The 26348-nt window shown below is 68.3% G+C and carries 29 protein-coding genes and 5 pseudogenes; 17 read left to right on the top strand and 17 right to left on the bottom strand.

All coding sequences use genetic code 11. From position 1 onward, the window contains the following. Window positions 1–1010: 1010 nt before the first annotated feature. Both BS74_RS00195 and BS74_RS12145 read right to left on the bottom strand, forming a co-directional pair. Window positions 1011–1679, bottom strand: a complete 669-nt coding sequence (locus BS74_RS00195; protein WP_185747662.1) for a hypothetical protein — start codon at window positions 1677–1679, stop codon at window positions 1011–1013. A 262-nt stretch (window positions 1680–1941) separates the two neighbouring features. After that, window positions 1942–2139: a DUF2442 domain-containing protein gene (locus tag BS74_RS12145; RefSeq protein WP_245606050.1), complete on the bottom strand. Its 198-nt coding sequence runs from the start codon at window positions 2137–2139 to the stop codon at window positions 1942–1944. Between the two features lie 213 nt (window positions 2140–2352). Between BS74_RS12145 and BS74_RS00180 the strand changes: the two genes are divergently transcribed. The 6 genes and pseudogenes from BS74_RS00180 (at window position 2353) to BS74_RS00150 (ending at window position 6451) form a co-directional block, all read left to right on the top strand. After that, on the top strand, window positions 2353–2679 hold the full coding sequence (locus BS74_RS00180) for a DUF7718 family protein (RefSeq protein ID WP_038054964.1): 327 nt from the start codon (window positions 2353–2355) through the stop codon (window positions 2677–2679). Next, window positions 2673–3086, top strand: a complete 414-nt coding sequence (locus BS74_RS12015; protein ID WP_081914533.1) for a DUF5647 family protein — start codon at window positions 2673–2675, stop codon at window positions 3084–3086. The genes BS74_RS00180 and BS74_RS12015 overlap by 7 nt, the downstream gene beginning before the upstream one ends. Before the next feature lie 169 nt (window positions 3087–3255). After that, entirely contained in the window at window positions 3256–3879 is a 624-nt protein-coding gene (locus BS74_RS00170; protein ID WP_185747658.1) for a hypothetical protein, read from the top strand. A 31-nt stretch (window positions 3880–3910) separates the two neighbouring features. After that, window positions 3911–5000, top strand: a pseudogene (locus BS74_RS13170) (ISAs1 family transposase). Window positions 5001–5087: 87 nt separating this feature from the next. After that, window positions 5088–5729 (top strand): annotated as a pseudogene (locus BS74_RS00155) (ABC transporter ATP-binding protein); the annotation flags it as partial. After that, the gene (locus BS74_RS00150; protein WP_038054955.1) at window positions 5726–6451 is read left to right on the top strand and encodes an ABC transporter permease; all 726 of its coding nucleotides are present in this window, start codon (window positions 5726–5728) and stop codon (window positions 6449–6451) included. The pseudogene BS74_RS00155 and the gene BS74_RS00150, both read left to right, overlap by 4 nt. Before the next feature lie 1135 nt (window positions 6452–7586). Here the strand turns inward: BS74_RS00150 and BS74_RS11835 are convergent. From BS74_RS11835 to BS74_RS00135, 3 genes are all read right to left on the bottom strand, one after another. Then, window positions 7587–8087, bottom strand: a complete 501-nt coding sequence (locus BS74_RS11835) for a primase C-terminal domain-containing protein (RefSeq protein WP_185747661.1) — start codon at window positions 8085–8087, stop codon at window positions 7587–7589. Window positions 8088–8112: 25 nt separating this feature from the next. After that, window positions 8113–8634 carry a hypothetical protein gene (locus BS74_RS11830; protein WP_038054983.1) on the bottom strand — a complete coding sequence of 174 codons (522 nt, stop codon included), beginning with the start codon at window positions 8632–8634 and terminating at the stop codon, window positions 8113–8115. Between the two features lie 162 nt (window positions 8635–8796). Beyond that, on the bottom strand, window positions 8797–9261 hold the full coding sequence (locus tag BS74_RS00135) for a MerR family transcriptional regulator (protein ID WP_185747660.1): 465 nt from the start codon (window positions 9259–9261) through the stop codon (window positions 8797–8799). Between the two features lie 152 nt (window positions 9262–9413). Between BS74_RS00135 and BS74_RS00130 the strand changes: the two genes are divergently transcribed. Further along, window positions 9414–9686: a DUF4258 domain-containing protein gene (locus tag BS74_RS00130; RefSeq protein WP_152024493.1), complete on the top strand. Its 273-nt coding sequence runs from the start codon at window positions 9414–9416 to the stop codon at window positions 9684–9686. A gap of 11 nt (window positions 9687–9697) precedes the next feature. Further along, a pseudogene (locus BS74_RS13165) lies at window positions 9698–10131 on the top strand (DUF2283 domain-containing protein). A gap of 120 nt (window positions 10132–10251) precedes the next feature. Here the strand turns inward: BS74_RS13165 and BS74_RS00125 are convergent. Next, window positions 10252–10602, bottom strand: coding sequence for a hypothetical protein (locus tag BS74_RS00125; protein ID WP_038054979.1), 351 nt, complete (start codon window positions 10600–10602; stop codon window positions 10252–10254). 371 nt (window positions 10603–10973) lie between these two features. Between BS74_RS00125 and BS74_RS11825 the strand changes: the two genes are divergently transcribed. Further along, window positions 10974–11351: a hypothetical protein gene (locus BS74_RS11825; RefSeq protein ID WP_185747659.1), complete on the top strand. Its 378-nt coding sequence runs from the start codon at window positions 10974–10976 to the stop codon at window positions 11349–11351. A 131-nt stretch (window positions 11352–11482) separates the two neighbouring features. Here BS74_RS11825 and BS74_RS00110 read toward each other — a convergent pair whose 3' ends face one another. From BS74_RS00110 to BS74_RS12115, 3 genes are all read right to left on the bottom strand, one after another. Continuing rightward, entirely contained in the window at window positions 11483–11665 is a 183-nt protein-coding gene (locus tag BS74_RS00110) for a toxin-antitoxin system HicB family antitoxin (RefSeq protein ID WP_038054970.1), read from the bottom strand. 1593 nt (window positions 11666–13258) lie between these two features. Further along, a complete protein-coding gene (locus tag BS74_RS00100; protein ID WP_081914530.1) occupies window positions 13259–13936 on the bottom strand; it encodes a hypothetical protein in 678 nt (225 codons plus the stop codon). 5 nt (window positions 13937–13941) lie between these two features. Beyond that, window positions 13942–14397, bottom strand: a complete 456-nt coding sequence (locus BS74_RS12115; RefSeq protein WP_245606049.1) for a DUF2442 domain-containing protein — start codon at window positions 14395–14397, stop codon at window positions 13942–13944. A gap of 213 nt (window positions 14398–14610) precedes the next feature. On the opposite strand from BS74_RS12115, the gene BS74_RS00085 reads away from it, so the two are divergent. The 6 genes and pseudogenes from BS74_RS00085 to BS74_RS00055 all read left to right on the top strand — a co-directional run bounded on the left by BS74_RS00085 (window position 14611) and on the right by BS74_RS00055 (window position 18712). Then, a complete protein-coding gene (locus BS74_RS00085; protein WP_038054964.1) occupies window positions 14611–14937 on the top strand; it encodes a DUF7718 family protein in 327 nt (108 codons plus the stop codon). After that, on the top strand, window positions 14931–15203 hold the full coding sequence (locus BS74_RS00080; protein ID WP_038054961.1) for a DUF5647 family protein: 273 nt from the start codon (window positions 14931–14933) through the stop codon (window positions 15201–15203). Before BS74_RS00085 ends, BS74_RS00080 begins: the two co-directional genes overlap by 7 nt. Before the next feature lie 312 nt (window positions 15204–15515). Further along, window positions 15516–16139 (top strand): hypothetical protein, encoded by a 624-nt coding sequence (locus tag BS74_RS00075; protein ID WP_185747658.1) that lies wholly within the window; start codon window positions 15516–15518, stop codon window positions 16137–16139. Between the two features lie 31 nt (window positions 16140–16170). Next, a pseudogene (locus tag BS74_RS13160) lies at window positions 16171–17260 on the top strand (ISAs1 family transposase). Between the two features lie 46 nt (window positions 17261–17306). Beyond that, on the top strand, window positions 17307–17990 hold the full coding sequence (locus BS74_RS00060) for an ABC transporter ATP-binding protein (protein ID WP_011279292.1): 684 nt from the start codon (window positions 17307–17309) through the stop codon (window positions 17988–17990). Continuing rightward, on the top strand, window positions 17987–18712 hold the full coding sequence (locus tag BS74_RS00055) for an ABC transporter permease (RefSeq protein WP_038054955.1): 726 nt from the start codon (window positions 17987–17989) through the stop codon (window positions 18710–18712). Before BS74_RS00060 ends, BS74_RS00055 begins: the two co-directional genes overlap by 4 nt. A gap of 909 nt (window positions 18713–19621) precedes the next feature. Here BS74_RS00055 and BS74_RS00050 read toward each other — a convergent pair. From BS74_RS00050 to BS74_RS00030, 4 genes and pseudogenes are all read right to left on the bottom strand, one after another. Further along, complete coding sequence (locus BS74_RS00050) at window positions 19622–19813, bottom strand: hypothetical protein (RefSeq protein ID WP_038054952.1); 192 nt, start codon at window positions 19811–19813, stop codon at window positions 19622–19624. Between the two features lie 35 nt (window positions 19814–19848). Beyond that, entirely contained in the window at window positions 19849–20349 is a 501-nt protein-coding gene (locus BS74_RS12090; protein ID WP_185747661.1) for a primase C-terminal domain-containing protein, read from the bottom strand. 119 nt (window positions 20350–20468) lie between these two features. Beyond that, window positions 20469–20567: pseudogene (locus BS74_RS13155) on the bottom strand (hypothetical protein); the annotation flags it as partial. A 490-nt stretch (window positions 20568–21057) separates the two neighbouring features. After that, entirely contained in the window at window positions 21058–21417 is a 360-nt protein-coding gene (locus BS74_RS00030) for a MerR family transcriptional regulator (RefSeq protein WP_245606051.1), read from the bottom strand. Between the two features lie 258 nt (window positions 21418–21675). On the opposite strand from BS74_RS00030, the gene BS74_RS00025 reads away from it, so the two are divergent. Together BS74_RS00025 and BS74_RS12085 are read left to right on the top strand one after the other, a co-directional pair. Next, entirely contained in the window at window positions 21676–21948 is a 273-nt protein-coding gene (locus BS74_RS00025) for a DUF4258 domain-containing protein (RefSeq protein ID WP_152024493.1), read from the top strand. A gap of 11 nt (window positions 21949–21959) precedes the next feature. Further along, window positions 21960–22394, top strand: coding sequence for a DUF2283 domain-containing protein (locus tag BS74_RS12085; RefSeq protein ID WP_245606048.1), 435 nt, complete (start codon window positions 21960–21962; stop codon window positions 22392–22394). 120 nt (window positions 22395–22514) lie between these two features. On the opposite strand, the gene BS74_RS12080 is transcribed toward BS74_RS12085, so the two are convergent. From BS74_RS12080 to BS74_RS00005, 4 genes are all read right to left on the bottom strand, one after another. After that, window positions 22515–23414, bottom strand: a complete 900-nt coding sequence (locus BS74_RS12080) for a hypothetical protein (protein WP_245606047.1) — start codon at window positions 23412–23414, stop codon at window positions 22515–22517. Further along, window positions 23387–23626, bottom strand: a complete 240-nt coding sequence (locus BS74_RS12075; RefSeq protein WP_245606046.1) for a hypothetical protein — start codon at window positions 23624–23626, stop codon at window positions 23387–23389. Before BS74_RS12075 ends, BS74_RS12080 begins: the two co-directional genes overlap by 28 nt. A 115-nt stretch (window positions 23627–23741) precedes the next feature. After that, on the bottom strand, window positions 23742–23924 hold the full coding sequence (locus BS74_RS11515; RefSeq protein ID WP_038054970.1) for a toxin-antitoxin system HicB family antitoxin: 183 nt from the start codon (window positions 23922–23924) through the stop codon (window positions 23742–23744). A gap of 1739 nt (window positions 23925–25663) precedes the next feature. Beyond that, entirely contained in the window at window positions 25664–26167 is a 504-nt protein-coding gene (locus BS74_RS00005) for a hypothetical protein (RefSeq protein ID WP_185747655.1), read from the bottom strand. Window positions 26168–26348 lie beyond the last annotated feature (181 nt).

Genomic DNA, 26348 nt, shown 5'->3' with positions numbered 1-26348 from the left:
TGTAACGGGGGGGGTGCGACTCCCCCTCTGCTCCGAGCCCCCCGCCTGGGGTCCGTGAAGTCCTGGCCGTGCCCGGAGTACCCCGAGCTCCGGAACCTCGTAGGGGGAAAGGCCACGCAAGCGGCCAGGGCATAGCGAAGCGGGGAAGGTGGCAGGTACCGCGGTCTAACGGGGAACCTCTCGGCCTGGACCCCGGACCTGTGGCAGCAGGGACGAAGGGGGACAGGTGAGCCGTGGGGAGTAGCCGTGCGGCGTACGGAGGCCAGGCCTCCCGAGGCGGCGGCGAAAACCGGCGCGCGAGAGGGGGAGACTGCCCGAGTACGAGGGGGGAAGCTGCGGTGGGGCCCCGTACCCGCCGTGGTGGAACCTGGCCTAAGGGCCTAGGAAAGGGCAGACCGGCTTACCCTGGGGCTTCCACCCCAGGGGGCCTCGGCACCGCTTCGGGGGCGGGGGCAACCCCTGCCCCGACAACCGGGAGAGGGATCCCGAGGGGAAGGTGGAGTACCCGAGGGGACGTTGACGATCACGACCACAGGCGCTTACCCCCACCGGGGGAAGCCTCCGGGAGGAGGTGGATCCTGGCCACAGGGAGGAGCGTGGCGGCCACGGGCCTAACCGTGGCGGCGACCGCCAGGCGGCGTCCCAAAACGCCAGGGGGCGACAGGGCCGAGAAGGGTTTGACCGGGAGGTCGGCCTGGCCGAGAAGGTCGCCCCGAGAGGGCGCAGCGGGAGTCGCCGTGGTCCCCCGGCCTCACAGGGGGGGAAGGGAACTGCCAGAGTGCCGGCTGGCCGCGGGCCTCAACGCGGTGGTGGCCACGGGCCTAACCGTGGCGGCGAAGGCCGGCCAAACGGGCCAGCCACGGCGTCCTCCGGCCGTACAGGAGGGGGCGTTCCCGGGCCCAGAAACCGGGAGATGGGAAGCCCGGAGCTCCCCGCGGGGGGTTCCGGGCGGTGGCCGGAAGGGCCTGCGGGCCCGGAAGGACACGAATCTCAGGGCGAGAAGCCCACCCTTACAGGGGGACACCCTTATCCCCCACCCCCGGCTGACCTTCAGCCGGGGTTTTCTGTTTGGCCCTCCGGCCGCCTAGAGGGCCCCTGGAAGGCCGGGGGAGGGGTGGGGGCTTTTCCCCCTTGGCCCCTCGAGGGGGCGGCCTTCTAGGGCCCTTAGAGGCCGGGAGAGGGGCCCCGGGGAGCTCCGAGGGAGGAAGAGGCAGGCGCAGGACCGCCTCCCCCAAAAGCCTCCCCGCTCCACCACCCCAGGGCCAGCACCAGCCCCCGGGGCGGGAAGGAGGTGGGGCCTCCGGGCCAGGAAGCGCACCACGAAGGGACCTCCCCGGGAAGCCGCACGCGCACCCGCCCCACCCCCTCCAGGCCCCAAGCCACTCCCCCAGGAGGGTGAAGCCCAAGGGCTCCCCCGGAAGCGTCCCCACGGGGGCCTCCCCCAGGGGGCGGCACGCGGCCAGGTGGAGGGAGGTGGCGAACCCCTCCCCGTCCGTGCGCAGGTGGAGGCGCACCCAGAAGAGCCCCGGGGGGAAGACCTCCTTCTTGGGGCACCAGAAGCGGCGCAGCCGGGCGAAGAGGCCCAGGGCCTCCAGGCGGAGGACCTTCCGCCCCGGGAGGCGGGAGAGGTGGGCGGGCCTTCCAGGTGGCCCGGTGGGGAGGCCAGGGGGCGGGTCCACGGGGTTCAGGGTAAGGGCCGGACTGCAAAAGGATGCCCTTCCCCCCCTCCGGGATCTCCGTGAGGCGTCTTGCATAAACCCCGCCTTCTCCCCCGGGATCCATGGCAAGCCTATGCAGTCCGAGGGGCCAGTTTGGTCGCTTTTCGCCCTTTCCTGCGCGAAAGTTCGCCTTCGCGCAAAGAGGGCCTAGGCCCCGAAGCCTCCGCCGGCAGGGGAAGCCCGGTGCCCAGGGCCCTCGCGTAGAGCACCAGGGGATCCAGGTCTAAGCCCCGGGCCAGACCGGGGCCCCGAGCTCCGGGTCCACCCGCACCTGGGCGAAGAAGCCGGGATCCCGGAGGCGGGAGAGGAGCCCGGGAAGCTCCAGGGCCGAAAGGTCCACCACCCTCCCCTTCCCGTCCGAGAAGCGGAGCCGGAGCTTTAAGACCTCCAGGGGCCTGGCCTCCACCACTTCCACCACCATCCCCTCCAGGCTACTCCAGGGGCGGGATGGGCCTCAGGGGCTCGCCCCGCCGGGCCCGCTCCCAGTTCTCCAGGAGGGCTTCCCGGTGCAGGGAGGCCCACTCCACCACCAGTCCCAGGGCCCTGGGAAGCCCGGGGGAGGGGCAGGAGGCACTCCCCTTCGGGTGGAAGGCCTTCTAGGTCCCTTAAGGACCGGGAGAAGTAACTTGGGGCGATGGTCCGTAGGCGGGAAGTGGTCATCGGCCCCGACCGGCGCCTCCGGGTCACCTTGGAGGTGGAGCGGGGGAAGTTGCGCTCCTGGGCGGTACAGCTGGAGTGGTGGGATCCCGAGGAGGGCCGCTTCGTCTGGGTGGCCCGCTACGACACCTCCGGGGGCAGGGTCCATCGGGACCGGAACCGCATCGCCTCCCACGAGCCGGTGGACCTCCCCGAGGACCCCGGCGAGGCGGCGAAGGTGGCGGAGAGGGAGCTCTCCCTGAAGGCCGAGGAGTACATTGAGGCCTATCGGGCCGCCAAGGCCCAAGGGAGGGAAGGATGGTGAACCCAGCAGAAAGGCTGGCGGAGCTGGACGGGATCCTGATGCAATACCTCCTGGAGGCGGACCTCCTCCGGGAGCTTCCCCCCGCCTACCGCCTGGTCCTCCTTCCCCTGGACGAGCCCGAGGTGGCGGCGAAGGCCCTGGCCTGGGCCCGGGAGGCCCCTAACCCCGAGGGCTGGCCCCTGGTCTACGCCCTCTTCCTGGAGGGGAGGCCCGTCCGCCTCCTCCTGCCGGGCAGGGAGGTGGAGGTGGCCCCAGGGCCGCCTAGGGGGGCGGGAGAGGCCCGGAGAGCTCCGAGGGAGGAAGGGCAGGCGCAGGACCGCCTCTCCCAAGCCTCCCCCACTCCACCACCCCCAGGACCAGGACCAAGCCCCAGGAGGCGGGGAGGAGGTGGGGCCTCCGGGCCATGAAGCGCACCACAAGGGGCCTCACCGGGAAGCCGCACCCGCGCCCCCTTCCATGGCTCACCAAATTCTCATGTTGGAGAGCAACAGTTAGGGTATAGGTGGAATCAATCACAAACCGACCAAAAAGATAATGCTCGTTTCTTCCGCAGCTCGTGTGAGTCGGGTCGTTGGTATGACGCTTGAAACCCTTCTCGCTGCGAACACCGCATATGAGGAAGCCATCATTGCAGCATTTAACGGTTCGTACGACGAGGCACTTTCTCACCACAACCAGAGCCTGGACCTTGCGGCAACCGCAAAGCAGCGCTTGCGCGACATTGATGCTGCTTACACCATGATGCTCGAAGACATCGCTATTGAGAAATATCCGGGTAACCCGCTGGCTCCAAAGCTCGAACCTGATGTGCTTCGCAAAGAGCTTTCAGGAAAGGTGCTACTTGATTTGAACACAGTTCTCTTTGATGAAATGGCCAGTGCGATCAAAGCACAAAACCTCGTGGAAACCTTCAAGAAGGAACAGGCGCAATTCGCCAAAGTCAAGGAGTACTTTGGACCCTACCTCGATGCTCTAAGGGAATCCAAGGATCGGCTCGAGAGCAGCGCGCACGATCCCCGGGTTTGGGTACGGGCGGTGGATGACGGTGAGGTTCCCATACGCTCCACATACCTCGCCCTTCTGACGGGTTTCCTGGGGGCCTTTCAGCGATTTGTCTACAGTACGGCGATTTCGACGGATCTCTACTACAAGACTGAGGGCCGTGGCGGTCTCATCAACGAAGGGGCAGCCCAGACTTGACCGATATGCGGCCTTGGGGTAAAGAGGGGGCATGACCCTACGCGAGGCCTTGTCCCAAGTCCCCGACCCCAGGGCCCGCAACCGGCGGTATCCCTTGTGGGGCTTGTTGGCCCTCATCTTGGTGGCCTTTCTCGCCCGCGTGGACTCCCTGCGCGGCGTGGAACGTTTCGCCCGGGCCAACCCTCACCTCTTGCCCCACCTGGGCCTGCGCAACCCCCGGGCCACACCATCCTCACCCTCCTCCTTCACCGTCTGGACCCAAAGAAGCTCCAGGAGGCCCTCCTCCAGGTCTTCCCCGAGGTGGACCTGGGAGGGGTCCTGGTGGTGGACGGGAAGCACCTCCGGGGAAGCGGCAAGGGGAAGAGCCCCCAGGTCAGGCTCGTGGAGGTCCTGGCCCTGCACCTCAAGACCACCCTGGCCCAGGCCCGGGTGGAGGGGAGGGAGGACCAAGCGCTTCTGGAGCTCCTGGACCGCCTGGGGGCGGAGGGGCTCAAAGGGAAGGTAGTGGTGGGGGACGCGGGGTACCCGTACCCGGAGGTGGCGGGGAAGGTGGTGGAAAAAGGGGGGCATACCTCTTCGTCCTGAAGGCCAACCAGGGGGAACTGCTGGAGTGGGCTCTGGAGGTATTCAAGGGGATGGAGGAAAGGCGGCTTCCCGGGGAGACGGAGTCAGCTTGGGAGGTGGTGCGGGACGGGGAGGTGTGGACCTACCGGGTCTGGGCTTCCCCTTATCTGCCGGATGCGCTCTTGGCCTTTCCCGGGTGCCGACAGGTGGTGCGGGTGGAGCGGGAGGTGGTGCACAAGGGGACGGGGGAGGTACGGCGCGCGGCGAGCTACGCCCTCACCAGCTTGGGAGCCGAGGAGGCGGACGCGAGGCGGCTTGGGGAGCTTCTCCTTTCCCGGTGGGAGGTGGAGAACCGGTCCTTTTGGGTACGGGACGTCCTCCTCCATGAGGACGCCTGCCAGGTGCGGGGCGTGGGGGCGCAAGTCTTGGCGGTCCTCCGGGCCTTTCTGGTGTCCCTGCTGTACCGCAGGGGGGTGCGGAAGAAGAAGGCGGCCCTGGAGACCTTCTCCTTCCATCCCCTCTCCGCCCTCAGGTTCCTGGGGCTCTATGCGGTATAACGGTCAAGTCTGGGGGCAGCCGTACGTCGTTGAAGCTAAAGGTGTCGTGAAAACCTACCCCGGGGGACACCTGCCCTCCGGGGAGTAGATTTTTTCCTGCGGACGGGGGAGCGGGTAGTTCTCCTCGGTCCGAACGGGGCAGGCAAGACCACGTTGGTGAAGATCATCGCTGGGTTGGTGGAACCAGATGCCGGCGAGCTTAAGGTGTTCGGAAGCCGCCCTACTCCGGGCAAACGGCGCTGGCTAAGCTTTCTTTTTGAGGAGGCCGAGAACCTCTACGGATACCTGACAGCCTGGGAGAACTTGCTTTTTTACGGCAGGCTCGCGGGTGTCCCCGAACGCACCATCCGTGAGAAAGGCTTAGAGTTGCTGTCCGCGTTTGGTCTGGGGGAAGCGAGAGACCGGTTGGCCCAGAACCTCTCGCGTGGACAGAAACAGCGACTCGCCCTTGCCAGCACCCTGATACAGGAAGCTGCGGCCTATGTCCTCGATGAACCGACCTTGGGGCTCGATCTCCAATCGCAAAACGACCTCATTGCGCGTATCAAGGAACTCCCCACGGTTCTCATTACCACGCACGACCCGGTTTTGGCCTGGGAAGTTGCCGACCGTTTCATAGTGCTGAAAGGAGGTGAAGTTCGCGAGATCGCGGTTCGTTCGGATCTCGCAGCCAAAGGGGTCCATGACCCAGAAACGCTCCGGAATTGGCTTTTGGAGGTGTACCGGTGACTCCCCTTTTTCGCGCTTTTCTGGCACGCAGCTTTGCCCTTCAGAGGCGCTATTTTACCGATTATGCGCTTGGACTTTTAGTGAAGGTGTTTTTCTTTACCGCCATTCTGTATACCAGCCAGGGGTATTCAGCGCGACCGGCCTACGTAGCCGGATTTTTACTCTGGTATCTCGCCGCGCACTTGCTGGCAAGGATGGCCAACTTCTTTCTGGAGGAAGCTTATCTGGGCACGCTAGGCCGGTTGCTCGCCTCGCCCCACTCCCCCGCGGCCCTTGTCGTTGCGCTCTCCCTCGCTGAGCTTTCGATGGCCCTGCCCTGGGTCGCTGCCCTAGCAGTTTACGCTAGGCTGAGCGGTGTTTCGCTGGCTGGCCTCGGGCCGGAAGCGCTGGCCGCCAGCTTGCTGGCGCTGACAGGCGTTTGGGGGCTCGGCCTTTCGTTGCTCGCAGCCTCACTGCGCTACAAGCAAGTGGGGAGCTTTACCGAGATGCTCACCTTTTATCTTCTCCTTTTTTCCGGGTTCTTCGTGCCAGGGGAAAAGTTACCCTTAGCCTTACGCACATTGAACACGCTGAATCCCTTGGAATGGGCGGTTAGGGTTTTTCTAGGAGAGGGGTTCGGGCCGCTACTGGCTGTAACCGTGTTTTGGGTGTTGGTTGGCGGCGTGGCATTTGCCCACAGTTATAGCTGGGGAAGGCGCAGCGGCCGGCTCCTCGATTATTAGAAACTTCTGGCGCTGTCCTCTGCGAGAAAGCCAGCTGAAACTTGCACTTCTACGGTTCCTCGGAAAAGGCCCGGGCTTTTGGTCCCGCATCTTCGTTCCCCGCCGCACCTCTCCATGAGATTCTCGGTGAGGCCACACCGCACCCCCGAGGGGCCCACGGCCCGCCCTAAGGCCCCTAGAAGGCCGGGGGTGGGGGAGGGGGCTATTCCCCCTTGACCCCCTCTCCCCCCCCGCCTCAAAAGCCCGCTCAGGCCCTTCCAGGGGGGTAGGTGCACGAAAGCCACCTTTCGCGCAAGAAAGGCCGTCAGGAAGCCGGAAAACCGGGGGCCGGGTGCATAGGCTTGCGGGGAAAGCCCCAGGATCGCGGCAAGATTATGCTGGGGAAAGGCCCGGGATCCTAGGCCTCAAGGAGTGTGGGGTTTATGCGGGGGTTCCCCCGCCGCCCCGAGTAGAGGCCCGGCCTCCCTCTTCTCCGGGTCCCACCCTCCCCCGGGAAGGGGTCCCTGGCCCGTCCTAAGACCCCTAGAAGGCCGGGGGGCGGGGGAGGGGTAAAGGGGGTGCCCCCCGTCCACCCCCCGCCTTAAAAGCCGTTTTAGGGGCGGTCCTCGAGGGGGAAACCGAGGTTTTTGTCGTCCTGGACGATGAAAATCGCGTGCGGGCGGGGTAAATATGTGAGGTATCTCACTTTTTCTCGGATCTCGGGTTATCTACCCAAAGGAAAAGGGAATTTTTGCAGTTTGCGGAAAAAGAGGGGGGACTTTAGCCGTTAGCTACGCTACGGGGACTATCTCAGCTTGCTTATACGGCCCCTTCGGGGCCGGCGGGGGCGCACCCCCCGCACCCCCGCCTGTATACTCTGATAGCCACCAGGCTTGTGTGCACTTTTGGGGGTTTGCCCCGTCCTGGACGCTACTTCCGCATCTTCTTCAGCCACTTAGCGGCCGTGTTCCTGTGCACCCCCGCCTCCCGGGCCAGGGCGGTGGCCGTGATCCGCTCCCCCCGAACCTGCAGGATCCGCAGGGCCTCCGTGAGCTTCTCCTCGGCCTCCTGCCTCCGCCGGGATCCGCGCTTCCGCCCCCCGAGGGAGGCCCCGTCTGCACCGCCTGCTGGAGCGTCTGACCCCCGAGGGGCGGGATCAGGGCCCGGGCCTGGGGGAAAGCCGGCTGCGGTCCGGCCTCCCCGTGGAGGAGACCGCGTACACCCGTCCGCCCTGGTAGCGGTCGTAGGTCCACTTCGCCACGCTCTTGGCCGTGTGGTGGACCTCCCGGGGGCTCAGGAGCCCCTTGGGGTGGTCCCGGAAGAGGGCCTGGTTCAAGGCGTGGGCCCTCTGCTCCACCCAGGCCCGGAAGGCCTCCCGGCCCCCGGGGACGCCCCGGAAGAAGGCCACCTGGGCGTAGGCCTCCGCCCGCAGGCGGTCAAACAGGGTCCTGTTCCGCCCGTAGGAGGCCAGCCCCGGATCCAGCCGCTTGCGCCTCCCGGAAGGGAGGAGCCCCCGGAGCTCCCGGTGCAGGTCCCGCAGGCTCCACCGCTTCCCCCCGCCCCAGGTCCACTCCGACGGGTGGAGGAAGGGGTTCCGGGAGAGGAGGCCGTTGTAGCTGGGGTCCGCCCCGTAGTAGGCCTCCAGCAACGCCTCCACCTCCGCCAGGAGGGCCAGGGCCCCTTCAGGCTCTCCTCCCGCCCGGGCGGGGGCTTGAGGGGGATGGGGTCCAGCTCGTACCAGGCGTGGAAGTGGCCCGATCGCGGGTTGACCAGGACCAGGGAGGGGGGAGGGCACGAAGCCTCTCCTCCGCCTGGGGCCAGGGGAGGTCCACGTCCACCACGAGCCGCAAGACGGCGTGGGGGTAGTGGCCCACCTGGACGTAGACCCTCTTGAGGGCGTTCTCCCGCTTGTAGACGCGCACCCCCGCCTGGGGATCGTCCGTGGCGTAGGGGTAGCGGGGGAGGGTCTGGGCGAAGTGGGCGAGGTAGGGCCGCTGGAAGGCCTCCCGGGCCCGCTCCGAGCGGGGGGGAGGGGCCAGGAGGTGGGCGCGAAGGGCCTCCAGGGGGAGGCCGTAGAAGGCCGCGAAGAGGGAGAGGGCCCTCTCCCCCAGGGCGCGGTCCTTCTGGAGGAGGTTCAGAATGCTGGCAAGGGTTTTACGGGCTTCCTCGTGATGAAGGCTTCCCGGCCGGATTGGAGTTTCCACTCTTGCCTCCTTCCTCCCGGCCGGGTTAGGATGGAGGCCTCCTGGCGGGGAGGTCTCGGCCTAACTGGCCGGGGCTTCTTTTTGCATGATACCGGCCGGTCCATGAGTTTCGCCAGCCAGCGTGGGCCGATCACCCCGGGATCCTAGGAAGCAAAAGGCCCCTCACCGCCCCCAGAACCGCCACCAGGGCCGCCTCCTCAAGGTAGCTTCGCTGACCGGGGGCTCCAGGGCCTTCAGGACCTCCCTGAGGCGGGCGTTCTCCTCCCGCAGGGCCCGGAGCTCCCCCTCCACCCGCTCCAGCCGCTCGGCCAGGGCCCGGAGGAGGGCCAGGGCCTCCCCCTCGGAGGGGAGGGCGAGGCCGGCGGCCGGGAAGTCCCCCTGGACCCGGGCCAGGGCCTCCTCCAGGGGGAGGCCTTCCCGAAGGTGGACCTCCCTGGCCGCCTGGAGGCGGGCCAGGGCCTCCTTGGGCCAGAGCCGGCCCCCCGGGGGTCCCGGGGCAGGGGCCCACCACCCCCTCCCACAGGGCGGCGTAGCGCCGGAGGGTGGCCGGGGAGACCCCCAGGGCCCGGGCGGCCAGGTGGGGGGCAGGAGGGTCTGGCCGAGGTCTTCCCCTTCCGAGTGGTCCATGACCGCAGTCTACCCAGGCGCTCAGGGTGAGCGCTTACCGCTCACCCCCGGCGCTGAGCGGGCGCTCACCCCCTTGGGGCGATTCCGGAAGGGCGCACCGAAGGGCCTAGGCCACCCAGACAAAGCGGCCCTCCTTGGGTAAGCTCAGGGGCGTGCGGGAGAAGCCCGTCCGGCTCACCGCCCACGCTCGTATGCGCCTCGCCCGAGGAGCCACCCAGGAAGAGGTGGAGCGGGCCATACGGGAAGCCCCCTGGGCGCCAGCCCTGGAGGGAAGGTGGAGCGCCACCCTAGAGTTCCCTTTCGCGGGGGAGTGGAACGGTCGGCGCTACAATGCCAAGCAGGTTCGGCCCATCTTCGTGGAGGAAGAGGACGCCTTAGTGGTCATCACCGTTTACGTCTACTTCCTGCCCAAGGGGGGTCTCTGAAAGGAGGAAGCATGCGAATCACCTACGACCCGGAAGCCGATGCCCTCTACATCGCCTTCGGGGAGGGCCCCGCCACGGTGGAGGAGGTAGCCCCGGGGTGGCCCTGGACTGGGACAGGGAGGGAAGGCTCTTGGGGATTGAGATCCTGGACGCCAGCCGGCGCCTCTCGGACCCCAGGGCCCTCTCTCGCCTCCTCTTGGAGGCCCTCCCCACCTGGGAGAAGGCGGGGCCTAGGCCGTCCGGTCGGGCAGGATGGGGCCCTCCGGAACGACGACCAGGCGGAGCTCCTCTCCCTGGAAGAGGGCGTAGACCAGGGGGCCTTCCCCGCCTCCCTCCCCTCGGCCTTCGCGGCCGTAGGCCTCAATGGACTCCCAGGCCCGGGCAAGGAGGTCATCCCGGGCTCAGTTCAGGTGTTCCCCGGAGGTGGGGGAAAGGTGGGGCATGAGCTCGTGGCGGGCGATCCGGCTCCGGTCCCGATGGACCCCGCCTCCGGCCGTGCCGGACCAGGCCACCCAGACAAAGCAGCCCTCCTTGGGATCCGGTCACTCCAGCTGGACCGTCCCGTCTACCCCAAAAGCCGCCGCACCCACGCCCTCCGGGCCTCCCGGTAGGCCTCCCGCTTCGTCTGGCCCCGCGCGAGGATGGTTTCCGGGCCCACCTCGGCGCTGGCGATGTACCCCTCCCCCTCGGGATCCCGGGCGGCCGAGGGGGCCCCATAGCGGTCCCACCCCTCGGCGATGGTCTCGGCGATGAGGTCCAGGAGGCCCTCCTCCCAGGCCCCGGGGGAGAGGTCCAGGGCGTGGCGGCCGTACTTCTGGCGCAGGTAGGTGCAGAAGGGCCCCAGGTCGGGGTCCCGCTCGGGGTCGGGGAGAGTCTGGGCCAGGGCCCAGAGGACCCCGGCGAGGCGCCGGATCACCCTCCGCCCCCTTCCGGTGGACCTCCCACCACTCCCCGAGGGTCCGGGGAGGCTCCTCGGGGTAGAGGCGCATCCCGATGGGGGAGAGGGGGGCCTTGGGCCACGCCTCCACGGCCTTCCGCCAGGGCGGGGCCTTCCATTGGCCCGAGGGATCCCGCAGGTGCCGGTCCCCCCAGAGCTTCTGCACCCTGCGGCGGATCTCCTGGACCTGGCTCCACACCCCGCTGAACATGGGCAGGTTCCCCAGGGCCTTCATGTGGCCCACGAGGGCCCTCCAGTCCCCTTCGGCGGCGTAGGCCAGGGCCTCCTCCAGGAGGGCCCGGTGGAACTCCTTGGTGAGGAACCATGTCCACCGCCCACGCTGGTCCGGTTTGAGCACGTACGTGGCCCGCCAGGCCTCCTTCCTCCACGCCACCCAGGTAAGGGGGCGGTCCTCCACCCGCTGCATCCTCTCCCCGGGGAGCTCTTGGGTGGCCAGGAGCATGAGGGGCCAGGTGGGAGGAGGGTTCTCCGGGGGCATCACGCTCACCGGGGCCAGGAGGAGGTGGGCCACGGGGAGGCGGGCCTCCTTCCGGATGGCCCGGGCCTTGGGGGCGATGAGGACCGCGTGTTTCTCGTCCAGCTTCTTCACGGCGGCCAAGACCTTCTCCACGGGGGCCGTCTGGACCTGCCACCAGGTGTACCCGTCCCGGCTCACCAGGCGCAGGGCCTGGGCCAGGAGGGCCGTCTGGCCTCTGAGGAGGGGGTAGTCCTCGGGGTCGGTCATGGCGGTCTACTCCTGGGCGGCCCCGGAGAAGAGGGGGGCGTGTCGGAGGGGGGCGTGTCGGAAGGCTCTTCGGGTTGCTCGTTAGGCGGCTCTTGCGCCTTCTCTTTTGTCGCCCTAGCTCGGTACTCCTCCGGTCAGGGCCTCTCGGGCGAGCTCGGAAAGCGTCATACCGTGCTCCCTGGCGAGGGCTTCCAGGGCGCTATGGGTGGCGGGATCCAGGCGCAGAGTGAGGCGCTCCTCGAGGCGGGGCTTGGCCTTCTCCTTTAGGCGCTTCTCCAGGCGGGTCAAGACAGACATGATGGCCTCCTTTGAGGCGAGGGTAGCGCGGGGGGCGGGGGGTTGTCAAGGGATTACGCTTTTTTTCACGCGTTCCGGGGCGTTCCTGGGCTCTTAGTGAGGTTCCTTTGGGCAACCCGCTTGACCCGGGGCGGCGGGCCCAAGTAGGCTGGGGGCTGAACCCTAACCCGGGTGGTGCCGGGGCCGGACAAGTAGCCTAGGAGCTGCCACTCCGATGGCGAACGCCGGGGAAGCGGGGTGCCGGGGGAAAATCCTGGCTCGCCCCGCACTCAACGCGGCGCTCCGGGGGCACAGCCTCCGGTTCGACCGCAATCCACATACCCCGAGGGATCGGGGGCGAGATTGGGCGACCCGGAAAGGGTCCTGGGGGCGAACCCCCAGGGCTGACCGCGGGAAAGTGGGTGAAAGGCCCACCCACGGGATGGGGTGAACCCATAGCCCCATCACGTGTGCGGAGCAGGCCGGTGCTGAGGGTGCCGTGAGGCACCAGGGGGCTGAGGGAGACTGGAGGCCCCGCTGACCAGGGAAAACGGAAGGGGAGACCCGCACCGGATAACCTGGGGCGCACGATAGCTAGGCCTGTAACGGGGGGGTGCGACTCCCCCTCTGCTCCGAGCCCCCCGCCTGGGGTCCGTGAAGTCCTGGCCGTGCCCGGAGTACCCCGAGCTCCGGAACCTCGTAGGGGGAAAGGGCCACGCAAGCGGCCAGGGCATAGCGAAGGCGGGAAGGTGGCAGGTACCGCGGTCTAACGGGGGAACCTCTCGGCCTGGACCCCGGACCTGTGGCAGCAGGGACGAAGGGGGACAGGTGAGCCGTGGGGAGTAGCCGTGCGGCGTACGGAGGCCAGGCCTCCCGAGGCGGCGGCGAAAACCCGGCGCGCGAGAGGGGGAGACTGCCCGAGTACGAGGGGGGAAGCTGCGGTGGGGGCCCCGTACCCGCCGTGGTGGAACCTGGCCTAAGGGCCTAGGAAAGGGCAGACCGGCTTACCCTGGGGCTTCCACCCCAGGGGGCCTCGGCACCGCTTCGGGGGCGGGGGCAACCCCTGCCCCGACAACCGGGAGAGGGATCCCGAGGGGAAGGTGGAGTACCCGAGGGGACGTTGACGATCACGACCACAGGCGCTTACCCCCACCGGGGGAAGCCTCCGGGAGGAGGTGGATCCTGGCCACAGGGAGGAGCGTGGCGGCCACGGGCCTAACCGTGGCGGCGACCGCCAGGCGGCGTCCCAAAACGCCAGGGGGCGACAGGGCCGAGAAGGGGTTGACCGGGAGGTCGGCCTGGCCGAGAAGGTCGCCCCGAGAGGGCGCAGCGGGAGTCGCCGTGGTCCCCCGGCCTCACAGGGGGGGAAGGGAACTGCCAGAGTGCCGGCTGGCCGCGGGCCTCAACGCGGTGGTGGCCACGGGCCTAACCGTGGCGGCGAAGGCCGGCCAAACGGGCCAGCCACGGCGTCCTCCGGCCGTACAGGAGGGGGCGTTCCCGGGCCCAGAAACCGGGAGATGGGAAGCCCGGAGCTCCCCGCGGGGGTTCCCGGGCGGTGGCCGGAAGGGCCTGCGGGCCCGGAAGGACACGAATCTCAGGGCGAGAAGCCCACCCTTACAGGGGGACACCCTTATCCCCCACCCCCGGCTGACCTTCAGCCGGGGTTTTCTGTTTGGCCCTCCGGCCGCCTAGAGGGCCCCTGGAAGGCCGGGGGAGGGGTGGGGGCTTTTCCCCCTTGGCCCCTCGAGGGGGCGGCCTTCTAGGGCCCTTAGAGGCCGGGAGAGGGGGCCCCGGGGAGCTCCGAGGGAGGAAGAGGCAGGCGCAGGACCGCCTCCCCCAAAAGCCTCCCCCGCTCCACCACCCCCAGGGCCAGCACCAGCCCCCGGGGGCGGGAAGGAGGTGGGGCCTCCGGGCCAGGAAGCGCACCACGAAGGGGACCTCCCCGGGAAGCCGCACGCGCACCCGCCCCACCCCCTCCAGGGCCCCAAGCCACTCCCCCAGGAGGGTGAAGCCCAAGGGCTCCCCCGGAAGCGTCCCCACGGGGGCCTCCCCCAGGGGGCGGCACGCGGCCAGGTGGAGGGAGGTGGCGAACCCCTCCCCGTCCGTGCGCAGGTGGAGGCGCACCCAGAAGAGCCCCGGGGGGAAGACCTCCTTCTTGGGGCACCAGAAGCGGCGCAGCCGGGCGAAGAGGCCCAGGGCCTCCAGGCGGAGGACCTTCCGCCCCGGGAGGCGGGAGAGGTGGGCGGGGCCTTCCAGGTGGGCCCGGTGGGGAGGCCAGGGGGCGGGGTCCACGGGGTTCAGGGTAAGGGGCCGGACTGCAAAAGGATGCCCTTCCCCCCCTCCGGGATCTCCGTGAGGCGTCTTGCATAAACCCCGCCTTCTCCCCCGGGATCCATGGCAAGCCTATGCAGTCCGAGGGGCCAGTTTGGTCGCTTTTCGCCCTTTCCTGCGCGAAAGTTCGCCTTCGCGCAAAGAGGGCCTAGGCCCCCGAAGCCTCCGCCGGCAGGGGAAGCCCGGTGCCCAGGGCCCTCGCGTAGAGCACCAGGGGATCCAGGTCTAAGCCCCGGGCCAGACCGGGCCCCGAGCTCCGGGTCCACCCGCACCTGGGCGAAGAAGCCGGGATCCCGGAGGCGGGAGAGGAGCCCGGGAAGCTCCAGGGCCGAAAGGTCCACCACCCTCCCCTTCCCGTCCGAGAAGCGGAGCCGGAGCTTTAAGACCTCCAGGGGCCTGGCCTCCACCACTTCCACCACCATCCCCTCCAGGCTACTCCAGGGGCGGGATGGGCCTCAGGGGCTCGCCCCGCCGGGCCCGCTCCCAGTTCTCCAGGAGGGCTTCCCGGTGCAGGGAGGCCCACTCCACCACCAGTCCCAGGGCCCTGGGAAGCCCGGGGGAGGGGCAGGAGGCACTCCCCTTCGGGTGGAAGGCCTTCTAGGTCCCTTAAGGACCGGGAGAAGTAACTTGGGGCGATGGTCCGTAGGCGGGAAGTGGTCATCGGCCCCGACCGGCGCCTCCGGGTCACCTTGGAGGTGGAGCGGGGGAAGTTGCGCTCCTGGGCGGTACAGCTGGAGTGGTGGGATCCCGAGGAGGGCCGCTTCGTCTGGGTGGCCCGCTACGACACCTCCGGGGGCAGGGTCCATCGGGACCGGAACCGCATCGCCTCCCACGAGCCGGTGGACCTCCCCGAGGACCCCGGCGAGGCGGCGAAGGTGGCGGAGAGGGAGCTCTCCCTGAAGGCCGAGGAGTACATTGAGGCCTATCGGGCCGCCAAGGCCCAAGGGAGGGAAGGATGGTGAACCCAGCAGAAAGGCTGGCGGAGCTGGACGGGATCCTGATGCAATACCTCCTGGAGGCGGACCTCCTCCGGGAGCTTCCCCCCGCCTACCGCCTGGTCCTCCTTCCCCTGGACGAGCCCGAGGTGGCGGCGAAGGCCCTGGCCTGGGCCCGGGAGGCCCCTAACCCCGAGGGCTGGCCCCTGGTCTACGCCCTCTTCCTGGAGGGGAGGCCCGTCCGCCTCCTCCTGCCGGGCAGGGAGGTGGAGGTGGCCCCCAGGGCCGCCTAGGGGGGCGGGAGAGGCCCCGGAGAGCTCCGAGGGAGGAAGGGCAGGCGCAGGACCGCCTCTCCCAAGCCTCCCCCACTCCACCACCCCCAGGACCAGGACCAAGCCCCAGGAGGCGGGGAGGAGGTGGGGCCTCCGGGCCATGAAGCGCACCACAAGGGGCCTCACCGGGAAGCCGCACCCGCGCCCCCTTCCATGGCTCACCAAATTCTCATGTTGGAGAGCAACAGTTAGGGTATAGGTGGAATCAATCACAAACCGACCAAAAAGATAATGCTCGTTTCTTCCGCAGCTCGTGTGAGTCGGGTCGTTGGTATGACGCTTGAAACCCTTCTCGCTGCGAACACCGCATATGAGGAAGCCATCATTGCAGCATTTAACGGTTCGTACGACGAGGCACTTTCTCACCACAACCAGAGCCTGGACCTTGCGGCAACCGCAAAGCAGCGCTTGCGCGACATTGATGCTGCTTACACCATGATGCTCGAAGACATCGCTATTGAGAAATATCCGGGTAACCCGCTGGCTCCAAAGCTCGAACCTGATGTGCTTCGCAAAGAGCTTTCAGGAAAGGTGCTACTTGATTTGAACACAGTTCTCTTTGATGAAATGGCCAGTGCGATCAAAGCACAAAACCTCGTGGAAACCTTCAAGAAGGAACAGGCGCAATTCGCCAAAGTCAAGGAGTACTTTGGACCCTACCTCGATGCTCTAAGGGAATCCAAGGATCGGCTCGAGAGCAGCGCGCACGATCCCCGGGTTTGGGTACGGGCGGTGGATGACGGTGAGGTTCCCATACGCTCCACATACCTCGCCCTTCTGACGGGTTTCCTGGGGGCCTTTCAGCGATTTGTCTACAGTACGGCGATTTCGACGGATCTCTACTACAAGACTGAGGGCCGTGGCGGTCTCATCAACGAAGGGGCAGCCCAGACTTGACCGATATGCGGCCTTGGGGTAAAGAGGGGGCATGACCCTACGCGAGGCCTTGTCCCAAGTCCCCGACCCCAGGGCCCGCAACCGGCGGTATCCCTTGTGGGGCTTGTTGGCCCTCATCTTGGTGGCCTTTCTCGCCCGCGTGGACTCCCTGCGCGGCGTGGAACGTTTCGCCCGGGCCAACCCTCACCTCTTGCCCCACCTGGGCCTGCGCAACCCCCGGGCCACACCATCCTCACCCTCCTCCTTCACCGTCTGGACCCAAAGAAGCTCCAGGAGGCCCTCCTCCAGGTCTTCCCCGAGGTGGACCTGGGAGGGGTCCTGGTGGTGGACGGGAAGCACCTCCGGGGAAGCGGCAAGGGGAAGAGCCCCCAGGTCAGGCTCGTGGAGGTCCTGGCCCTGCACCTCAAGACCACCCTGGCCCAGGCCCGGGTGGAGGGGAGGGAGGACCAAGCGCTTCTGGAGCTCCTGGACCGCCTGGGGGCGGAGGGGCTCAAAGGGAAGGTAGTGGTGGGGGACGCGGGGTACCCGTACCCGGAGGTGGCGGGGAAGGTGGTGGAAAAAGGGGGGCATACCTCTTCGTCCTGAAGGCCAACCAGGGGGAACTGCTGGAGTGGGCTCTGGAGGTATTCAAGGGGATGGAGGAAAGGCGGCTTCCCGGGGAGACGGAGTCAGCTTGGGAGGTGGTGCGGGACGGGGAGGTGTGGACCTACCGGGTCTGGGCTTCCCCTTATCTGCCGGATGCGCTCTTGGCCTTTCCCGGGTGCCGACAGGTGGTGCGGGTGGAGCGGGAGGTGGTGCACAAGGGGACGGGGGAGGTACGGCGCGCGGCGAGCTACGCCCTCACCAGCTTGGGAGCCGAGGAGGCGGACGCGAGGCGGCTTGGGGAGCTTCTCCTTTCCCGGTGGGAGGTGGAGAACCGGTCCTTTTGGGTACGGGACGTCCTCCTCCATGAGGACGCCTGCCAGGTGCGGGGCGTGGGGGCGCAAGTCTTGGCGGTCCTCCGGGCCTTTCTGGTGTCCCTGCTGTACCGCAGGGGGGTGCGGAAGAAGAAGGCGGCCCTGGAGACCTTCTCCTTCCATCCCCTCTCCGCCCTCAGGTTCCTGGGGCTCTATGCGGTATAACGGTCAAGTCTGGGGGCAGCCGTACGTCGTTGAAGCTAAAGGTGTCGTGAAAACCTACCCCGGGGGGACACCTGCCCTCCGGGGAGTAGATTTTTTCCTGCGGACGGGGGAGCGGGTAGTTCTCCTCGGTCCGAACGGGGCAGGCAAGACCACGTTGGTGAAGATCATCGCTGGGTTGGTGGAACCAGATGCCGGCGAGCTTAAGGTGTTCGGAAGCCGCCCTACTCCGGGCAAACGGCGCTGGCTAAGCTTTCTTTTTGAGGAGGCCGAGAACCTCTACGGATACCTGACAGCCTGGGAGAACTTGCTTTTTTACGGCAGGCTCGCGGGTGTCCCCGAACGCACCATCCGTGAGAAAGGCTTAGAGTTGCTGTCCGCGTTTGGTCTGGGGGAAGCGAGAGACCGGTTGGCCCAGAACCTCTCGCGTGGACAGAAACAGCGACTCGCCCTTGCCAGCACCCTGATACAGGAAGCTGCGGCCTATGTCCTCGATGAACCGACCTTGGGGCTCGATCTCCAATCGCAAAACGACCTCATTGCGCGTATCAAGGAACTCCCCACGGTTCTCATTACCACGCACGACCCGGTTTTGGCCTGGGAAGTTGCCGACCGTTTCATAGTGCTGAAAGGAGGTGAAGTTCGCGAGATCGCGGTTCGTTCGGATCTCGCAGCCAAAGGGGTCCATGACCCAGAAACGCTCCGGAATTGGCTTTTGGAGGTGTACCGGTGACTCCCCTTTTTCGCGCTTTTCTGGCACGCAGCTTTGCCCTTCAGAGGCGCTATTTTACCGATTATGCGCTTGGACTTTTAGTGAAGGTGTTTTTCTTTACCGCCATTCTGTATACCAGCCAGGGGTATTCAGCGCGACCGGCCTACGTAGCCGGATTTTTACTCTGGTATCTCGCCGCGCACTTGCTGGCAAGGATGGCCAACTTCTTTCTGGAGGAAGCTTATCTGGGCACGCTAGGCCGGTTGCTCGCCTCGCCCCACTCCCCCGCGGCCCTTGTCGTTGCGCTCTCCCTCGCTGAGCTTTCGATGGCCCTGCCCTGGGTCGCTGCCCTAGCAGTTTACGCTAGGCTGAGCGGTGTTTCGCTGGCTGGCCTCGGGCCGGAAGCGCTGGCCGCCAGCTTGCTGGCGCTGACAGGCGTTTGGGGGCTCGGCCTTTCGTTGCTCGCAGCCTCACTGCGCTACAAGCAAGTGGGGAGCTTTACCGAGATGCTCACCTTTTATCTTCTCCTTTTTTCCGGGTTCTTCGTGCCAGGGGAAAAGTTACCCTTAGCCTTACGCACATTGAACACGCTGAATCCCTTGGAATGGGCGGTTAGGGTTTTTCTAGGAGAGGGGTTCGGGCCGCTACTGGCTGTAACCGTGTTTTGGGTGTTGGTTGGCGGCGTGGCATTTGCCCACAGTTATAGCTGGGGAAGGCGCAGCGGCCGGCTCCTCGATTATTAGAAACTTCTGGCGCTGTCCTCTGCGAGAAAGCCAGCTGAAACTTGCACTTCTACGGTTCCTCGGAAAAGGCCCGGGCTTTTGGTCCCGCATCTTCGTTCCCCGCCGCACCTCTCCATGAGATTCTCGGTGAGGCCACACCGCACCCCCGAGGGGCCCACGGCCCGCCCTAAGGCCCCTAGAAGGCCGGGGGTGGGGGAGGGGGCTATTCCCCCTTGACCCCCTCTCCCCCCCCGCCTCAAAAGCCCGCTCAGGCCCTTCCAGGGGGGTAGGTGCACGAAAGCCACCTTTCGCGCAAGAAAGGCCGTCAGGAAGCCGGAAAACCGGGGGCCGGGTGCATAGGCTTGCGGGGAAAGCCCCAGGATCGCGGCAAGATTATGCTGGGGAAAGGCCCGGGATCCTAGGCCTCAAGGAGTGTGGGGTTTATGCGGGGGTTCCCCCGCCGCCCCGAGTAGAGGCCCGGCCTCCCTCTTCTCCGGGTCCCACCCTCCCCCGGGAAGGGGTCCCTGGCCCGTCCTAAGACCCCTAGAAGGCCGGGGGGCGGGGGGAGGGGTAAAGGGGGTGCCCCCGTCCACCCCCCGCCTTAAAAGCCGTTTTAGGGGCGGTCCTCGAGGGGGAAACCGAGGTTTTTGTCGTCCTGGACGATGAAAATCGCGTGCGGGCGGGGTAAATATGTGAGGTATCTCACTTTTTCTCGGATCTCGGGTTATCTACCCAAAGGAAAAGGGAATTTTTGCAGTTTGCGGAAAAAGAGGGGGGACTTTAGCCGTTAGCTACGCTACGGGGACTATCTCAGCTTGCTTATACGGCCCCTTCGGGGCCGGCGGGGGGCGCACCCCCGCACCCCCGCCTGTATACTCTGATAGCCACCAGGCTTGTGTGCACTTTTGGGGGTTTGCCCCGTCCTGGACGCTACTTCCGCATCTTCTTCAGCCACTTAGCGGCCGTGTTCCTGTGCACCCCCGCCTCCCGGGCCAGGGCGGTGGCCGTGATCCGCTCCCCCCGAACCTGCAGGATCCGCAGGGCCTCCGTGAGCTTCTCCTCGGCCTCCTGCCTCCGCCGGGATCCGCGCTTCCGCCCCCCGAGGGAGGCCCCCGTCTGCACCGCCTGCTGGAGCGTCTGACCCCCGAGGGGCGGGATCAGGGCCCGGGCCTGGGGGAAAGCCGGCTGCGGTCCGGCCTCCCCGTGGAGGAGACCGCGTACACCCGTCCGCCCTGGTAGCGGTCGTAGGTCCACTTCGCCACGCTCTTGGCCGTGTGGTGGACCTCCCGGGGGCTCAGGAGCCCCTTGGGGTGGTCCCGGAAGAGGGCCTGGTTCAAGGCGTGGGCCCTCTGCTCCACCCAGGCCCGGAAGGCCTCCCGGCCCCCGGGGACGCCCCGGAAGAAGGCCACCTGGGCGTAGGCCTCCGCCCGCAGGCGGTCAAACAGGGTCCTGTTCCGCCCGTAGGAGGCCAGCCCCGGATCCAGCCGCTTGCGCCTCCCGGAAGGGAGGAGCCCCCGGAGCTCCCGGTGCAGGTCCCGCAGGCTCCACCGCTTCCCCCCGCCCCAGGTCCACTCCGACGGGTGGAGGAAGGGGTTCCGGGAGAGGAGGCCGTTGTAGCTGGGGTCCGCCCCGTAGTAGGCCTCCAGCAACGCCTCCACCTCCGCCAGGAGGGCCAGGGCCCCTTCAGGCTCTCCTCCCGCCCGGGCGGGGGCTTGAGGGGGATGGGGTCCAGCTCGTACCAGGCGTGGAAGTGGCCCGATCGCGGGTTGACCAGGACCAGGGAGGGGGGGAGGGCACGAAGCCTCTCCTCCGCCTGGGGCCAGGGGAGGTCCACGTCCACCACGAGCCGCAAGACGGCGTGGGGGTAGTGGCCCACCTGGACGTAGACCCTCTTGAGGGCGTTCTCCCGCTTGTAGACGCGCACCCCCGCCTGGGGATCGTCCGTGGCGTAGGGGTAGCGGGGAGGGTCTGGGCGAAGTGGGCGAGGTAGGGCCGCTGGAAGGCCTCCCGGGCCCGCTCCGAGCGGGGGGGAGGGCCAGGAGGTGGGCGCGAAGGGCCTCCAGGGGGAGGCCGTAGAAGGCCGCGAAGAGGGAGAGGGCCCTCTCCCCCAGGGCGCGGTCCTTCTGGAGGAGGTTCAGAATGCTGGCAAGGGTTTTACGGGCTTCCTCGTGATGAAGGCTTCCCGGCCGGATTGGAGTTTCCACTCTTGCCTCCTTCCTCCCGGCCGGGTTAGGATGGAGGCCTCCTGGCGGGGAGGTCTCGGCCTAACTGGCCGGGGCTTCTTTTTGCATGATACCGGCCGGTCCATGAGTTTCGCCAGCCAGCGTGGGCCGATCACCCCGGGATCCTAGGAAGCAAAAGGCCCCTCACCGCCCCCAGAACCGCCACCAGGGCCGCCTCCTCAAGGTAGCTTCGCTGACCGGGGGCTCCAGGGCCTTCAGGACCTCCCTGAGGCGGGCGTTCTCCTCCCGCAGGGCCCGGAGCTCCCCCTCCACCCGCTCCAGCCGCTCGGCCAGGGCCCGGAGGAGGGCCAGGGCCTCCCCCTCGGAGGGGAGGGCGAGGCCGGCGGCCGGGAAGTCCCCCTGGACCCGGGCCAGGGCCTCCTCCAGGGGGAGGCCTTCCCGAAGGTGGACCTCCCTGGCCGCCTGGAGGCGGGCCAGGGCCTCCTTGGGCCAGAGCCGGCCCCCCGGGGGTCCCGGGGCAGGGGGCCCACCACCCCCTCCCACAGGGCGGCGTAGCGCCGGAGGGTGGCCGGGGAGACCCCCAGGGCCCGGGCGGCCAGGTGGGGGGCAGGAGGGTCTGGCCGAGGTCTTCCCCTTCCGAGTGGTCCATGACCGCAGTCTACCCAGGCGCTCAGGGTGAGCGCTTACCGCTCACCCCCGGCGCTGAGCGGGCGCTCACCCCCTTGGGGCGATTCCGGAAGGGCGCACCGAAGGGCCTAGGCCACCCAGACAAAGCGGCCCTCCTTGGGTAAGCTCAGGGGCGTGCGGGAGAAGCCCGTCCGGCTCACCGCCCACGCTCGTATGCGCCTCGCCCGAGGAGCCACCCAGGAAGAGGTGGAGCGGGCCATACGGGAAGCCCCCTGGGCGCCAGCCCTGGAGGGAAGGTGGAGCGCCACCCTAGAGTTCCCTTTCGCGGGGGAGTGGAACGGTCGGCGCTACAATGCCAAGCAGGTTCGGCCCATCTTCGTGGAGGAAGAGGACGCCTTAGTGGTCATCACCGTTTACGTCTACTTCCTGCCCAAGGGGGGTCTCTGAAAGGAGGAAGCATGCGAATCACCTACGACCCGGAAGCCGATGCCCTCTACATCGCCTTCGGGGAGGGCCCCGCCACGGTGGAGGAGGTAGCCCCGGGGGTGGCCCTGGACTGGGACAGGGAGGGAAGGCTCTTGGGGATTGAGATCCTGGACGCCAGCCGGCGCCTCTCGGACCCCAGGGCCCTCTCTCGCCTCCTCTTGGAGGCCCTCCCCACCTGGGAGAAGGCGGGGCCTAGGCCGTCCGGTCGGGCAGGATGGGGCCCTCCGGAACGACGACCAGGCGGAGCTCCTCTCCCTGGAAGAGGGCGTAGACCAGGGGGCCTTCCCCGCCTCCCTCCCCTCGGCCTTCGCGGCCGTAGGCCTCAATGGACTCCCAGGCCCGGGCAAGGAGGTCATCCCGGGCTCAGTTCAGGTGTTCCCCGGAGGTGGGGGAAAGGTGGGGCATGAGCTCGTGGCGGGCGATCCGGCTCCGGTCCCGATGGACCCCGCCTCCGGCCGTGCCGGACCAGGCCACCCAGACAAAGCAGCCCTCCTTGGGATCCGGTCACTCCAGCTGGACCGTCCCGTCTACCCCAAAAGCCGCCGCACCCACGCCCTCCGGGCCTCCCGGTAGGCCTCCCGCTTCGTCTGGCCCCGCGCGAGGATGGTTTCCGGCCCACCTCGGCGCTGGCGATGTACCCCTCCCCCTCGGGATCCCGGCGGCCGAGGGGCCCCATAGCGGTCCCACCCCTCGGCGATGGTCTCGGCGATGAGGTCCAGGAGGCCCTCCTCCCAGGCCCCGGGGGAGAGGTCCAGGGCGTGGCGGCCGTACTTCTGGCGCAGGTAGGTGCAGAAGGGCCCCAGGTCGGGGTCCCGCTCGGGGTCGGGGAGAGTCTGGGCCAGGGCCCAGAGGACCCCGGCGAGGCGCCGGATCACCCTCCGCCCCCCTTCCGGTGGACCTCCCACCACTCCCCGAGGGTCCGGGGAGGCTCCTCGGGGTAGAGGCGCATCCCGATGGGGGAGAGGGGGCCTTGGGCCACGCCTCCACGGCCTTCCGCCAGGGCGGGGCCTTCCATTGGCCCGAGGGATCCCGCAGGTGCCGGTCCCCCAGAGCTTCTGCACCCTGCGGCGGATCTCCTGGACCTGGCTCCACACCCCGCTGAACATGGGCAGGTTCCCCAGGGCCTTCATGTGGCCCACGAGGGCCCTCCAGTCCCCTTCGGCGGCGTAGGCCAGGGCCTCCTCCAGGAGGGCCCGGTGGAACTCCTTGGTGAGGAACCATGTCCACCGCCCACGCTGGTCCGGTTTGAGCACGTACGTGGCCCGCCAGGCCTCCTTCCTCCACGCCACCCAGGTAAGGGGGCGGTCCTCCACCCGCTGCATCCTCTCCCCGGGGAGCTCTTGGGTGGCCAGGAGCATGAGGGGCCAGGTGGGAGGAGGGTTCTCCGGGGGCATCACGCTCACCGGGGCCAGGAGGAGGTGGGCCACGGGGAGGCGGGCCTCCTTCCGGATGGCCCGGGCCTTGGGGCGATGAGGACCGCGTGTTTCTCGTCCAGCTTCTTCACGGCGGCCAAGACCTTCTCCACGGGGGCCGTCTGGACCTGCCACCAGGTGTACCCGTCCCGGCTCACCAGGCGCAGGGCCTGGGCCAGGAGGGCCGTCTGGCCTCTGAGGAGGGGGTAGTCCTCGGGGTCGGTCATGGCGGTCTACTCCTGGGCGGCCCCGGAGAAGAGGGGGGGCGTGTCGGAGGGGGGCGTGTCGGAAGGCTCTTCGGGTTGCTCGTTAGGCGGCTCTTGCGCCTTCTCTTTTGTCGCCCTAGCTCGGTACTCCTCCGGTCAGGGCCTCTCGGGCGAGCTCGGAAAGCGTCATACCGTGCTCCCTGGCGAGGGCTTCCAGGGCGCTATGGGTGGCGGGATCCAGGCGCAGAGTGAGGCGCTCCTCGAGGCGGGGCTTGGCCTTCTCCTTTAGGCGCTTCTCCAGGCGGGTCAAGACAGACATGATGGCCTCCTTTGAGGCGAGGGTAGCGCGGGGGGGCGGGGGTTGTCAAGGGATTACGCTTTTTTTCACGCGTTCCGGGGCGTTCCTGGGCTCTTAGTGAGGTTCCTTTGGGCAACCCGCTTGACCCGGGGCGGCGGGCCCAAGTAGGCTGGGGGCTGAACCCTAACCCGGTGGTGCCGGGGCCGGACAAGTAGCCTAGGAGCTGCCACTCCGATGGCGAACGCCGGGGAAGCGGGGTGCCGGGGGAAAATCCTGGCTCGCCCCGCACTCAACGCGGCGCTCCGGGGGCACAGCCTCCGGTTCGACCGCAATCCACATACCCCGAGGGATCGGGGGCGAGATTGGGCGACCCGGAAAGGGTCCTGGGGGCGAACCCCCAGGGCTGACCGCGGGAAAGTGGGTGAAAGGCCCACCCACGGGATGGGGTGAACCCATAGCCCCATCACGTGTGCGGAGCAGGCCGGTGCTGAGGGTGCCGTGAGGCACCAGGGGGCTGAGGGAGACTGGAGGCCCGCTGACCAGGGAAAACGGAAGGGGAGACCCGCACCGGATAACCTGGGGCGCACGATAGCTAGGCCTGTAACGGGGGGGGTGCGACTCCCCCTCTGCTCCGAGCCCCCCGCCTGGGGTCCGTGAAGTCCTGGCCGTGCCCGGAGTACCCCGAGCTCCGGAACCTCGTAGGGGGAAAGGGCCACGCAAGCGGCCAGGGCATAGCGAAGGCGGGAAGGTGGCAGGTACCGCGGTCTAACGGGGGAACCTCTCGGCCTGGACCCCGGACCTGTGGCAGCAGGGACGAAGGGGGACAGGTGAGCCGTGGGGAGTAGCCGTGCGGCGTACGGAGGCCAGGCCTCCCGAGGCGGCGGCGAAAACCCGGCGCGCGAGAGGGGGAGACTGCCCGAGTACGAGGGGGGAAGCTGCGGTGGGGCCCCGTACCCGCCGTGGTGGAACCTGGCCTAAGGGCCTAGGAAAGGGCAGACCGGCTTACCCTGGGGCTTCCACCCAGGGGGCCTCGGCACCGCTTCGGGGGCGGGGGGCAACCCCTGCCCCGACAACCGGGAGAGGGATCCCGAGGGGAAGGTGGAGTACCCGAGGGGACGTTGACGATCACGACCACAGGCGCTTACCCCCACCGGGGAAGCCTCCGGGAGGAGGTGGATCCTGGCCACAGGGAGGAGCGTGGCGGCCACGGGCCTAACCGTGGCGGCGACCGCCAGGCGGCGTCCCAAAACGCCAGGGGGCGACAGGGCCGAGAAGGGGTTGACCGGGAGGTCGGCCTGGCCGAGAAGGTCGCCCCGAGAGGGCGCAGCGGGAGTCGCCGTGGTCCCCCGGCCTCACAGGGGGGAAGGGAACTGCCAGAGTGCCGGCTGGCCGCGGGCCTCAACGCGGTGGTGGCCACGGGCCTAACCGTGGCGGCGAAGGCCGGCCAAACGGGCCAGCCACGGCGTCCTCCGGCCGTACAGGAGGGGGCGTTCCCGGGCCCAGAAACCGGGAGATGGGAAGCCCGGAGCTCCCCGCGGGGGGTTCCCGGCGGTGGCCGGAAGGGCCTGCGGGCCCGGAAGGACACGAATCTCAGGGCGAGAAGCCCACCCTTACAGGGGGACACCCTTATCCCCCACCCCCGGCTGACCTTCAGCCGGGGTTTTCTGTTTGGCCCTCGGCCGCCTAGGGGGCCCCTGGAAGGCCGGGGGAGGGGTGGGGGCTTTCCCCCCTTGGCCCTCGAGGGGCGGCCTTCTAGGGCCTTAGAGGCCGGGAGGGGGCCCGGGGAGCTCCGAGGGAGGAAGAGGCAGGCGCAGGACCGCCTCCCCAAAAGCCTCCCGCTCCACCACCCCCGGGCCAGCACCAGCCCCCGGGGGCGGGAAGGAGGTGGCCTCCGGGCCGGGAAGCGCACCACGAAGGGGACTCCCCGGGAAGCCGCACGCGCACCCGCCCACCCCCTCCAGGGCCCCAAGCCACTCCCCAGGAGGGTGAAGCCAAGGGCTCCCCGGAAGCGTCCCCACGGGGCCTCCCCAGGGGCGGCACGCGGCCAGGTGGAGGGAGGTGGCGAACCCCTCCCCGTCCGTGCGCAGGTGGAGGCGCACCCAGAAGAGCCCCGGGGGGAAGACCTCCTTCTTGGGGCACCAGAAGCGGCGCAGCCGGGCGAAGAGGCCCAGGGCCTCCAGGCGGAGGACCTTCCGCCCGGGAGGCGGAGAGGTGGGCGGGGCCTTCCAGGTGGGCCCGGTGGGAGGCCAGGGGGCGGGGTCCACGGGGTTCAGGGTAAGGGGCCGGACTGCAAAAGGATGCCCTTCCCCCCCTCGGGATCTCCGTGAGGCGTCTTGCATAAACCCGCCTTCTCCCCCGGGATCCATGGCAAGCCTATGCAGTCCGAGGGCCAGTTTGGTCGCTTTTCGCCCTTTCCTGCGCGAAAGTTCGCCTTCGCGCAAAGAG

It is taken from the genome of Thermus amyloliquefaciens, from assembly GCF_000744885.1.
GTDB classification, from domain to species: domain Bacteria; phylum Deinococcota; class Deinococci; order Deinococcales; family Thermaceae; genus Thermus; species Thermus amyloliquefaciens.
The sequence above is the reverse complement of the archived record's forward strand: the minus strand, read 5'-3'. Positions and strand labels throughout refer to the sequence as shown.

Coding starts and splice junctions, on each gene's coding strand:
- BS74_RS00085 (WP_038054964.1), top strand. CDS start 14,611: ATGGTCCGTAGGCGGGAAGTGGTCATCGGCCCCGACCGGCGCCTCCGG.
- BS74_RS12075 (WP_245606046.1), bottom strand. CDS start 23,626: ATGACCGACCCCGAGGACTACCCCCTCCTCAGAGGCCAGACGGCCCTC.
- BS74_RS12085 (WP_245606048.1), top strand. CDS start 21,960: ATGCGAATCACCTACGACCCGGAAGCCGATGCCCTCTACATCGCCTTC.
- BS74_RS00135 (WP_185747660.1), bottom strand. CDS start 9,261: ATGGACCACTCGGAAGGGGAAGACCTCGGCCAGACCCTCCTGCCCCCC.
- BS74_RS00170 (WP_185747658.1), top strand. CDS start 3,256: ATGACGCTTGAAACCCTTCTCGCTGCGAACACCGCATATGAGGAAGCC.
- BS74_RS12145 (WP_245606050.1), bottom strand. CDS start 2,139: ATGGTGGTGGAAGTGGTGGAGGCCAGGCCCCTGGAGGTCTTAAAGCTC.
- BS74_RS00180 (WP_038054964.1), top strand. CDS start 2,353: ATGGTCCGTAGGCGGGAAGTGGTCATCGGCCCCGACCGGCGCCTCCGG.
- BS74_RS00080 (WP_038054961.1), top strand. CDS start 14,931: ATGGTGAACCCAGCAGAAAGGCTGGCGGAGCTGGACGGGATCCTGATG.
- BS74_RS12015 (WP_081914533.1), top strand. CDS start 2,673: ATGGTGAACCCAGCAGAAAGGCTGGCGGAGCTGGACGGGATCCTGATG.
- BS74_RS11515 (WP_038054970.1), bottom strand. CDS start 23,924: ATGTCTGTCTTGACCCGCCTGGAGAAGCGCCTAAAGGAGAAGGCCAAG.
- BS74_RS12115 (WP_245606049.1), bottom strand. CDS start 14,397: ATGGTGGTGGAAGTGGTGGAGGCCAGGCCCCTGGAGGTCTTAAAGCTC.
- BS74_RS00075 (WP_185747658.1), top strand. CDS start 15,516: ATGACGCTTGAAACCCTTCTCGCTGCGAACACCGCATATGAGGAAGCC.
- BS74_RS00110 (WP_038054970.1), bottom strand. CDS start 11,665: ATGTCTGTCTTGACCCGCCTGGAGAAGCGCCTAAAGGAGAAGGCCAAG.